The 12,221-nt window shown below is 39.6% G+C and carries 4 protein-coding genes; 3 read left to right on the plus strand and 1 reads right to left on the minus strand.

All coding sequences use genetic code 11. The features are described 5' to 3' along the window. Window positions 1–582 precede the first annotated feature (582 nt). On the plus strand, window positions 583–5,307 hold the full coding sequence (gene gltB / locus HG267_RS23165; RefSeq protein ID WP_045868175.1) for a glutamate synthase large subunit: 4,725 nt from the start codon (window positions 583–585) through the stop codon (window positions 5,305–5,307). Window positions 5,308–5,797: 490 nt separating this feature from the next. On the opposite strand, the gene HG267_RS23170 is transcribed toward gltB, so the two are convergent. Next, the gene (locus tag HG267_RS23170) at window positions 5,798–6,706 is read right to left on the minus strand and encodes a polysaccharide deacetylase family protein (protein WP_045868176.1); all 909 of its coding nucleotides are present in this window, start codon (window positions 6,704–6,706) and stop codon (window positions 5,798–5,800) included. Between the two features lie 1,543 nt (window positions 6,707–8,249). Between HG267_RS23170 and HG267_RS23175 the strand changes: the two genes are divergently transcribed. Together HG267_RS23175 and HG267_RS23180 are read left to right on the plus strand one after the other, a co-directional pair. After that, entirely contained in the window at window positions 8,250–10,688 is a 2,439-nt protein-coding gene (locus tag HG267_RS23175) for a hypothetical protein (RefSeq protein ID WP_045868177.1), read from the plus strand. A gap of 3 nt (window positions 10,689–10,691) precedes the next feature. Beyond that, the gene (locus HG267_RS23180; RefSeq protein WP_045868178.1) at window positions 10,692–12,221 is read left to right on the plus strand and encodes an ArnT family glycosyltransferase; all 1,530 of its coding nucleotides are present in this window, start codon (window positions 10,692–10,694) and stop codon (window positions 12,219–12,221) included.

Below are 12,221 nucleotides of genomic sequence, written 5' to 3' on the forward strand. Positions count from 1 at the left end.
TGGCACTTCCAGTAGTCTAAAACGGCAGTTTTAGAGATTAGCGCTGGATTAAAATATTCCCTCCTCACCGATGTTTGCTACTGTTGCTACTTAAGTGAGGTATAGCTAGTAGTAACGCAAGTGGCAATCGATAATTAACCAAAATCTAGATAACAACAGAAATATTTAGGAATTGTCAAATGGGCATATAGTGTAATAGGCTGATTTTGTTACCGCAATCAGGTAATTTCGGCAACAAAATTTAGTGAAGCGATCAGATTGATTTTCGTTTCAGGTGAGCTATTACTAGCTTTACTTGAAAAATAGCCATCATCTGGAAAAGCAAGAATTGAGAAACTACTTAGCTTCACGCAGGATATCAATATAAAGACATTTAGGGCAAAAGTAATTTGTCTAACTCAGCATAAACACATAAAAAAATAACGCGATTATTTTAACACGGGAGAACAACAACAACTGACCGAAGTTAAAATTTTTTTTCCCTAAATTTCGGTGAATGTTTATATTCTCCATTGCGAAATCTTAGAAATTTTTCTCATTGGCGGCGGCAAAATTAGTAACTCAGCATTTCAGGATTAGGCTATGAATAATACACCAAGGAATCAAGTGCAGAACATGTCATTTGCAGATAGGGAAAAAGATAGTTATCAGGGTCAAAGGTGGTTAGTTGAGGAAAGAGATGCCTGTGGTGTGGGATTCATCGCCCATCGCCAAAATTCTGCGAGCCACGAAATTATTGCCAAAGCCTTAACAGCCTTAACTTGCTTAGAACATCGGGGTGGTTGTAGTGCCGATCAAGATTCCGGGGATGGTGCAGGTATATTGACCGCCATACCTTGGGAGTTGTTCCAGCAAGAGTATATCCAAAGGGGGATAGAATCTTCATCTACAGGTAATTTGGCTGTGGGGATGATCTTTTTACCCCAAGACCCCCAAGCAGCCGCCAAATCCCGAGCAATGGTTGAAGAAATTGCGGCTGAAGAACAATTCACGGTACTGGGCTGGCGCGTAGTTCCAGTAAAGCCTGAGACATTAGGGATACAAGCAAAAGAAAATCAACCCCAAATTGAGCAAATTTTTCTAGCTGCTGCCAACAAAAGTGGTGAAGAACTAGAAAGGGCGCTGTATATTACCCGTCGTCGCATTTTTAAAGCTGCAAAAAACATCTCCGAGGATTTTTACGTTTGCTCTCTATCGAGCCGGACAATTGTCTATAAAGGCATGGTGCGTTCCGCGGTGTTGGGAGATTTTTATCTCGATTTAAAAAATCCCGCTTACAAAAGTGCCTTTGCTGTTTATCACCGCCGATTTAGCACCAACACTATGCCCAAATGGCCCTTAGCACAACCAATGCGGTTGTTGGGTCATAATGGCGAAATCAACACTTTATTGGGTAATATTAACTGGATGATGGCGCGAGAAGCGAGTTTAGCCCATCCAGTTTGGGGCGTTGGCGCAGCCTCTCCGCAGGAGTCTCGCATTGAGGAATTCAAGCCCTTAGTTCATATTGACAACAGCGACTCTGCCACCTTAGATAACGTCTTAGAACTATTGGTGCGTTCTGGACGCAGTCCTTTGGAAGGCTTGATGATGCTGGTTCCAGAAGCTTATCAAAATCAGCCTTCATTACAGGATTATCCTGAGATTACCGATTTCTACGAGTACTACAGCGGCTTGCAAGAAGCTTGGGACGGCCCAGCCCTTTTAGTATTTAGTGATGGGCAAAAAGTTGGTGCCACATTAGATCGTAACGGACTCAGACCTGCTCGCTATGCAATCACCAAAGATGACTACATCGTCGTCGCTTCCGAAGCTGGTGTAGTAGATTTACCGGAAGCTAGCATCGTGGAAAAAGGTAGACTGGGCCCAGGGCAAATGATTGCCGTGGATTTAACTACCAATGAAGTGCTCAAAAATTGGGAGATTAAGCAGCGGATTGCCAAGCAACACCCCTATGGGGAATGGTTGCAAAAGTATCGCCAAGACCTGAAATCCTTGGTAGCTGATTATTCTGCAGCCAGCAATGGTAATGGCAATGGTGCAACCAACAGCAACGGTAACGGCTATGCTGCAACTAATAATGAACACCTAGCCGCAGAAACAGTTGACAGAAAAACCTTGTTGCAACATCAAGTAGCCTTTGGTTACACCACAGAAGATGTGGAAATGGTGATTCAGCCAATGGCTATGCAAGGTTCAGAGCCAACCTTCTGTATGGGTGATGATATTCCCCTAGCAGTGTTGTCTGAAAAACCCCACTTGCTGTATGACTATTTCAAGCAGCGCTTTGCTCAAGTCACCAACCCAGCTATTGACCCCCTCAGAGAAAAGCTAGTTATGTCTCTGAAAGTCGAGCTAGGCGAACGGGGTAACTTACTAGAAGTCAAGCCAGAATATGCTAAGAGAATCAAACTAGATTCACCAGTCCTGACCGAAGCAGAATTAGAGGCGATCAAACTCTCTGGCTTTACAACTGCTCAATTGTCAACTTTATTTGAAATTGCTGCAGGGCCAGAAGGCTTAAAAGCAGCAGTAGAGGCTTTACAAGCCAAAGCTGCGGAATCAGTACGGGCGGGTGCCAAGATTTTGATATTGAGCGATCGCTCTTCCCTAGGAACCGAATACAGCTATATTCCACCACTGTTGGCTGTAGGTGCAGTACACCATCACCTGATCCGTGAAGGGTTGCGGATGAAAGCATCCCTGATTGTTGATACTGCTCAATGTTGGAGTACTCATCACTTTGGCTGTTTGATTGGCTATGGGGCTGGTGCAGTTTGTCCTTACATGGCTTTAGATACTGTCCGCGATTGGTGGGGCGATCCCAAGACGCAGCAGTTTATGGCTAGGGGTCAAATTGCTAGCATTACCCTAGACCAAGCGATCGCTAACTATCGCAAAGCCATCGCCTCTGGATTGCTAAAAATTCTCTCGAAAATGGGAATTTCTTTGCTGTCCAGCTATCAAGCAGCGCAAATCTTTGAAGCTATTGGGATTGGTAGAGATTTGCTAGAACTAGGATTCAAAGGTACAGCTTCCCGCATTGGTGGGTTGACTGTCAGTGACTTAGCCCAGGAAATTCTCTCCTTCCATCACAAAGCTTTCCCCGAACTCACAATTAAGAAACTAGAAAACTTGGGCTTTGTGCAGTACCGTCGTGGCGGCGAATATCACATGAATAGCCCCGAACTGGCCAAAGCATTGCATAAAGCAGTCGATGGGAAGCAATACGACCACTACGAAGTGTACAAAGAACACCTGAAAAATCGCCCAGTTACGGCTTTGCGTGACTTGTTAGATTTCCAAAGCGATCGCGCCTCCATTCCTTTAGAAGAAGTGGAATCAGTCAGCGAGATTGTCAAACGCTTCTGCACAGGTGGAATGTCTTTAGGTGCGTTGTCCAGAGAAGCCCACGAAACTTTAGCGATCGCCATGAACAGGATTGGTGGTAAATCCAACTCTGGGGAAGGTGGCGAAGATCCAGTCCGCTACAAAGTTTTGGATGATGTTGATGAATCTGGTCACTCAGCTACTCTCCCCCACTTAAGAGGTTTGCGGAATGGTGACACAGCTTCCAGCGCCATTAAGCAAGTTGCATCGGGAAGATTTGGTGTCACACCTGGTTACTTAGCTAGCGCCAAACAAATTGAAATTAAAATTGCTCAAGGTGCCAAGCCTGGGGAAGGTGGACAATTACCAGGGCCGAAAGTCAGTCCTTACATTGCGATGTTGCGGCGTTCCAAGCCTGGTGTCACATTAATTTCCCCACCACCACACCATGACATCTACTCTATTGAAGACCTCGCCCAGCTAATTTTTGACCTGCATCAAATTAACCCGAAAGCACAGGTATCTGTGAAGTTAGTTGCAGAAATTGGTATTGGTACCATTGCGGCTGGGGTAGCGAAAGCTAACGCTGATATCATCCAGATTTCTGGTCATGACGGCGGTACAGGTGCGTCACCGCTAAGTTCGATTAAACACGCGGGTTCACCGTGGGAACTCGGATTAAGTGAAGTACATCGCGTCCTGATGCAAAATAGCCTGCGCGATCGCGTCATTTTGCGTGTAGATGGCGGTCTCAAGAGTGGCTGGGATGTGCTAATCGGTGCATTGATGGGCGGTGAAGAATTCGGTTTTGGTTCCATCGCCATGATTGCTGAAGGCTGTATTATGGCGCGGATTTGCCATACCAATAACTGTCCTGTAGGTGTTGCTTCCCAAAAAGAAGAACTCCGTAAACGGTTCTCCGGTATGCCCGAACATGTGGTCAACTTCTTCTACTTTATTGCAGAAGAAGTGCGGAGTCTGTTGGCGAAACTAGGCTACCGTTCGCTATCGGAAGTCATTGGACGTGCAGATTTGCTAAAACAGCGTGAGGATATCAAACTCGCCAAAACCCAATCACTCAATCTCAACTGCTTAGTGCAGCTACCAGATACCAAAAATGACCGTAGCTGGTTAGTGCATGAAGAAGTTCACAGTAACGGCCCGGTTGTAGATGATGAATTGCTAGCCGATCCAGATATTAAAGCGGCAATTTTTCACCAATCTACCATCGCTAAAACTGTGAAAATCGTTAACACCGATAGAACAGTCGGTGCAAGATTAGCAGGTGCGATCGCATCTGAATATGGCGATAGCGGCTTCGCAGGACAAATTCATCTCAACTTCCAAGGTAGTGTAGGGCAAAGTTTTGGAGCTTTCAACCTACCTGGGATGATTCTCCGTCTAGAAGGAGAAGCTAACGACTATGTCGGTAAAGGAATGCATGGTGGTGAAATCATCATCAAACCTCCCGCTAATGCTACCTATAACCCTGCACAAAACGTAATTATTGGCAATACCTGCCTCTACGGTGCTACAGGTGGGGTGCTATTTGCCAACGGTCTAGCAGGAGAACGCTTTGCTGTACGTAACTCCAAAGGTTTAGCAGTCATTGAAGGCGCAGGCGATCACTGCTGTGAATATATGACTGGTGGTGTGATTGTCGTCCTGGGTAAAGTTGGGCGCAACGTTGCTGCGGGGATGACTGGAGGATTAGCTTACTTCTTGGATGAAGATGGTTCTTTCCCTGAATTAGTCAATAAGGACATTGTCAAAATTCAGCGAGTAGTCACAGAAGCCGGGGAGAAACAACTGCAAGAATTAATTCAAACCCATTGCGATCGCACTGGTTCACCAAAAGCGAAGTTAATTCTGCAAAACTGGCAAGAATTCTTACCTAAATTCTGGCAATTAGTTCCACCTTCCGAAGCTGATAGTGCAGAAGCAAATCCCCAAATTAAACAGTTGAGTACAGTTTAGTAATTGAGTGGAATTGTTAGGGATTTCCTAACATCATCAAAATCTAAATTCTTCTTGTAGGGTGGGACGGAAAGCCCGCCCTCTTTTGTTTCAAATTATCCATTCACGGCAGATTTTGGCACAAACAAGCATGAAAATTTTCCCATGCCCTATGCCCCAATACAGTTCAGTTAAGAAAATTAATTGATAACAAAACCAAAAAACTAGTTACTCAACAAAAAACCGAACAATAATTTTGGAGGGGGTTTGGGGGACGCAACCGTCACCCAATCGGGGGTTTGGGGGAGAATCCCCCAATTATGCTAGCTTTTTCCCAAGTGACAAATTAATCACTAATGATCTTATCTGAACTGTATTGCCCCATACCCTTTTTCATAGGTCATAACAAAACCCCACATAAGCTTTGAGAGGCTAACACCAATACCTAAAGCTTAGGTGGGGTATTTTAATTTGTAAGTTAACTTAAATAGTAAATTATTAGTGATACCTTTTACTTTTTATTAGCAATTAACTTTTGGTCTTTATCTTGCATTTCTAAAAGTTCTGGAATAGTCACAAAACTGTAACCTTCCTTCTTAAATCTGGCAATAATAGTTGGTAAAGCCTCTACTGTTTGGGAACGATTGCCACCACCATCATGCATCAACACGATTCCGCCCGGTTTTGCTTCCCTAAAAACATTATTGATTAACCGTGGCACACTTGGACGGGAGTAGTCCATAGAGTCTGAAGACCACATGATTACTGCATACTTACTATTTTTCGCATAATTAGCTACACCATTATGCATCATGCCTCCTGGTGGTCTAAACAGATTTGTTTTCACACCCGTCGTTTTAAAAATTATGTCTGTTGTGTTGTCAACTTCATAAGCAGCTGTTTGTGCATTCATAAAATGATACCAGTGATGCCACGTATGGTTAGCAACAGTATGACCTTCAGCTGCCACCCGCTTTAAAATGTCGGGAAAATTCTTGACATTCTGCCCTACTACAAAAAACGTTGCTTTGATATCATTTTTTTTGAGAATATCTAATACTTGTGCAGTACTCTCAGGCCAAGGGCCGTCATCAAAAGTCAGTGCAATGACTTTTTGTCCTTGAGTGAGTTTTGCTGCTTTGATGGTCGCCCCTACAACACTTGCTGGTAAAGGATAAGCCATACCCTTAGCTTGTGCTTGTTGTTGCCAGCTTGTCAGCATTGTCGCCTTTAAACTTTCTATCCTTTGTTGAGTTCCTGCTTGAGCAGATATAGTGGTTTCACTTATACTAGGCTGACCTTGAGCATCAGAGGCATTTGGTTTGACAAGCATCATCAAGCCAAGACTGAAAGTCCCAACTAAGCCAACTAATGCAATCAATATTCCTTGTGGCCAAAAAAACGACTTACTGTTTTCCACTTAATATAGCTCCTTCAAGGGACGAACCATCAGTTAAGTACCTGACGGTAAGTTATAACACATTTTCTCTAGATACTTAGATACAAATATAACTACTGATAATCCTGAAATTTGAATCAAGATTAACAGATAATTTAGCAATCGGTAATATAGATATAACAAGTTTCTCTGAACACCAGATTATCTGGCTTGATGAGAACCCTATCTATAGGGTATTTGGTAGTGTGGAATGCCCAAGCCCAAAACCACAAAGATTGGTATTTGCACTTGTAAATATCAATAGTTAAATCTAAGAAACAGTACAATCCGATGATTGACTGCACTTTTATAAGGTTTATGCTAGCAGGATTACTGATATTGACTCAGCTACCTTGTCTCATGAGTTGATTAATTTGCACACTCTTTACCTCTTAGTAATAAGCTTTGTTTTACTTTTACGCAAGAGGTTAGCTCCCCAATTAGCCTAGATAGAAGGCTACATATACGCTCCTAGCATTGAAAGGATTATTCAGTTTCATAGTTTATCAGGTATATTGTACTGCTGAGAGTGATTTTTTTCTTTTTAAAAAAAAGTTAAATTGTTAACTCTCCGACTGTTACTGTTTGATGCCATTAAATAAATAGACTACATTCAATCGAATATAGTTTCTCATTGCTTAAATAAACTTAGTCGTTAAGCTAGATACTCTTTACTAATGACATCAAATAAAATTTTATTTGGTTATCAGCTAGAGATTTTGATCCTGATACTTTCTGCAGTAAGTGGCTGAAAAATTATTGCTAATTGTAAATAGTTAAAATCAGCAAACTTTTCTACACTTTATCAATGCATAAGTTTAAGAATTCACGTATATATTTCTATAATTAAGAGCTATATATTACCGTATTTTTACTTAAAAATCTACAAGAGATGGCTGTAATCATATCATAACTTTGATTTCATTTAAATATAATTTCTACTGTGATGGCTGTCATCAGCAGTTTTAAAGTATTTTTCTAAAATATATAGTTTTAGATTATACTGCGTAACCTAAAATTGATGCTGATTGCATAGATCAAGTTTCTTCTACCTAACAGATTGTGGATTAATACTTAAACTAAAGGTTGAGGCTGGGCATCAATAATGACACAAAGTATAGCACCTATGTAAACAGTATTAAAGCCAAGTTAGCGGTATTGCTTAAGGAAAACATTTGGAGTAAAAAATAAAACTCAGCAATGTATACTCCGATCACGACTGCTGAGAATAGGAATGATGAATGAGATGCGATCGCCACTCAGGTGTCACTTCAGTACTAAAATACCTTCCAGAGGAAAAATACCAGCAGTTAATGCTCAACAACAATTTTGATGAGTTAGTCGTCAGCACTAACATACGGTATAGGGCTAAAGCAATCAGACTAAATTTCTGACTAAGAATCTGTTTCTAGAAATTGAACGTCAAGATGATGGTAGACAATTTAAGATATCAGTTCATAGTTTTAACTATGTAAGCATTGATAGTTTGTGGCACAAAATCTTTGGTTAAATTTGTTTAATAAATATGGCTGCTCCCAATTTTTTTAGAGTCAATAAAGATTACTTCATATTATTCATAATTTGGTTAATCGCCTTAATTATAGATAGGACATGGTTTTTCTTAGATGAATCTATCCCTGCTTACGATCAAAGTGCCCATTTAACAATGGCATTACACCATTATCGAGTTTTTCAAGATTTTAATCCTTTCTCTGGCGATTGGTGGTTATCTTTATGGCAGCGCAGTCAGAGTTACCGTGCACCTTTTGTTTATATTTGTACTGTACCTTTTTTCTTATTATTTGGTAGAGGATACGATCAGGCTACTTTAGTGAATTTATTATTTACTGCAATAATTATTGTATCTGTATATCATTTAGGCAAATATTTATTTAAGCGTAGTCAGGTGGGCATAACCGCCAGCATATTTTGTCTGTTATTTCCTATTTTGGGAATTATGCGGACAGATTATTTATTAGATTATGGGTTAATGGCAGTTGTTATCTTTACTTTTACGATTTTAACGGTTTGGAAAGATAGTTTTACAGGTTTTTATTCCTTGATATTAACCCTAAGCCTAGGATTAGGAGTAGGGTTGATAATGCTGGCTAAACCAACAGGATTTATTTTTATTTTAGTACCTAGTATTTGGCTATTTATTGGCTTTATTAGAAAACGCCAATATATTAAATTGCTACAAACTGGTTTAGCCTTAACTGTAGCTTGGTTAATTTGTGGTTTTTGGTACGGCTTAAATTGGCTGACGATTATTACCTCTGCATTAAATGCTAACAATGTTGGTAAAGCTGAAGGCGATCCACCAGCCACAACTCTTGCTGGATGGTTAGTTTATCCAAATATGCTACCTGAAAGTATTGGATTACCAATATTATTTACTAGCATTGGTATTTTATTGGTTTATCTAATTAAAAATAAATTTAAAAAGGCAGCAATTAAAGCTATATGGCATCAACCTGGTTTAAATTGGTTATTAATCTTCTTATTCAGTAGTTATATATTCTGTTCCCTAGGCACAAATAAAGATATTAGATTTATTCTGCCTGTCTTTCCTGTTATTAGTTTGATTTTGGCTTATTTATTGCATTTAATTGAGAATAGATGGTTTGATAGAGTCAGATTTACGGCTATTGGACTTAGTGGCATAGTTTTAATCAATAATTTATTTCCATTACCCCTAATTCAAGCATGGGGAGGAAAGCATTTACCTAATGATGAGGGAAAAAAATATCCTTTAACGCAATTAATCGATAAAATTAACCAAACTAATCCCTATTTAAGGACAACTTTAGGAGTAATCCCGGTTTCTACGCCTCAAGTTAATGAGTTTACATTAGATTATTTTGGTACATTAGCTGATTTTCGCGTCTCTGGTAGGAAATTAACTACTAACTTATCTCAAGTAGAGCAAGATTTAGAGAATTTTTCTTGGTATGTGACTAGAGATCATGAACCAGATGAACCTGGTGAAAGAGGGGAAACTAAACGCAAATTAAAATCTTTAGTTGAGTCCTCTCCTGATTTAAAATTACAGGGTGAATGGGGATTGCCTAATGCTGATCAATTACGAATATATCAGCGCGTAAATCCGGCTGTAGTGGTTGAAAAATTAAATGAGAGTAATGCTGCCATTAGTTTAAAGCAAGTAATAGCAGCTAATCAGTTAATTGTGGGTAAAAATAATCCTATTACTTATCAAATAACAGGTTCATGGGATGATTTGCAAAATGGCTTATTACTTTTAAAATGGCAAAATGAACAATCAGCTTGGTATCACGATCATGCCATTGCCTTAGGTAATTTATATTGTGGGCTAAAATGCCATCCTCAAGGTAGTTTTCAAGTCACGGAAAATCTATCTACATTTATCCCAACAACGCTACCAATCGGGAAATATCAACTATCAGCCTTGTATTTGGATAGAAGAAATGGCAAAGTTACACCTTTCAATATTCCTAACACTAGTGTGGATGTGACAGACACAGGAAATATAGCAAAATCACCAGCATTAGATTTAGTTTCTCGAATGTCGCAATTAGCTGGAGAATTTCAGCAGGGTAAGCTAGATAATATCTTTGTGCAAATAGGGAATTTTAACCAATATGATGCTAACAAAGATTATTTAAATCAAATTGAATTCGCGGCTAACTATTATTTGCAGAATGAACCCAATAACCTCAATTGGCGTTATACTCTAGCTTTATCACAACTTTTACAGCGTCAAGTTCCAGAATTAATTCAAAATTTAACAGAAATAACTAAATATGATGCCAAAAATCCTTATGCATGGCTTTACTTAGCGTTTGTTTATTTATATAATTTTCAACCTAGACAAGCAGAACCAAAATTAGCGATCGCAGAAAAACTTAAACCAGATGTACCCGAATTAAAGACTTTAAAAACAGTCACAAATATTATGAAATTTTTGCCGTTAATTCACTTTTAAAATATGCGCCCATTCACAGACAAAGAATGGTTATTAGCTTTATTAGCAGCTTCCCTGGTTTTGTGGCTGATATTTTTGGGTAACTTACCCCTACGAGACTGGGATGAAGGGACTTATGCGATTGTCGCTAGAGAAATTTATCGCAAAGGAAACTGGCTTTACCCTACTCTTCAAGGAGAACCATTTTTATTAAAACCACCTTTAATGCAGTGGTTAATTGCATTGTGCTACCACATCGCAGGAGTGCAAGAATTTACTACTAGGTTTCCTGGCGCGTTGTTAACAGCCTTGGGAGTACCTTTACTTTACATGGTGGGGCGTTTGGTTTTTTTAGAAAGTTTACCAGCGCTGTTTTCTGCTTTAGTTTACTTAACTATGCTTCCTGTGGTGCGTCACGGTAGATTAGCAATGTTAGATGGAATGACAATTTCGTTTTTTCTACTATTGCTGTTTTGTTTATTCAAGGCGCGTCATCAGCAAAAGTATGCTTTGGGTGTGGGTTTTTGTTTAGGGCTAATTACTCTTACTAAGGGAATGTTAGTAGTAGTGTTGGCAGGAATTGCTGGGTTATTTATTCTGGTAAATAGGCAATTCATTTTATTAAAAAATCCTTATTTATGGGTGGGAATGTTGTTAGGTAATGCACCTGCGATCGCATGGTATGTTGCTCAATATCAACATTATGGTGATGCATTCTTACAAGTGCATTTTCAAGCCCAAGCTTTAGATAGGCTGGGAACAGCAGTAGAAGGAAATACTGGCCCGCCTTGGTATTATTTACTAGAGATTCTCAAATATGGTTTTCCCTGGCTATTGTTTTTACCCGGAGGTTTATATTTAAGCTGGAAAAAACGCCAAACTGCTTGGGGTTGTTTAATTCTCGTTTCCACAATTGTCTATTTAGGGATTATTTCCTTGATGAGAACAAAACTACCTTGGTATGTAATGCCGATATATCCTTTTTTAGCTTTAGGAATAGGTGTTAACTTAACTGAAATCTGGCAACAAGATAAGTTAAAAGTGAAAGCCTTAACTGTATTATTTGCTGCCTTATCTGTTGTTGGTTGTGGAGGTTGCGTTTACTTTTTAATTGCCGATCCACAGCCTAGTTTAATCACCATGAGTATTGTTTTAGCAATCACTATGGGTATGACAGCATGGTTGATTAAACAGCAGAATTGTAAGTTTATTCCAGTATTATTTGCTGGGATGTATTTAGTTTTAGCCTTGTTAATGAGTTCAAAATCTTGGGTTTGGGAGTTAAATGAAACTTTCCCCGCCAAACCAGTAGGCGCATTAATTCGGGCAAATGTACCAGCCGGAACGCAAATTTACACTTCTTTTGCTTATGGTCGTCCTAGTGTAGATTTTTATAGTGATTGTAAGGTTACAGCTGCTCCTTTGCCTGTTTTACAACAAATGTTAGCTAAAAAGTCTTATTTGCTGTTAGATAAAGATGCTATGCAAAAAATAAATCTTAGTAAGAGTAAAGTTAAAGGTGAAGCTGAAGGATTTAGTCTAATTGCACCATAA

The organism is Tolypothrix sp. PCC 7601 (genome assembly GCF_025677855.1).
Lineage (GTDB): Bacteria > Cyanobacteriota > Cyanobacteriia > Cyanobacteriales > Nostocaceae > Aulosira > Aulosira diplosiphon.

Excerpts from the sequence above, each read along its gene's own strand:
- gltB (WP_045868175.1), top strand. The coding sequence starts at position 583 with ATGAATAATACACCAAGGAATCAAGTGCAGAACATGTCATTTGCAGAT.
- HG267_RS23175 (WP_045868177.1), top strand. The coding sequence starts at position 8,250 with ATGGCTGCTCCCAATTTTTTTAGAGTCAATAAAGATTACTTCATATTA.
- HG267_RS23180 (WP_045868178.1), top strand. The coding sequence starts at position 10,692 with ATGCGCCCATTCACAGACAAAGAATGGTTATTAGCTTTATTAGCAGCT.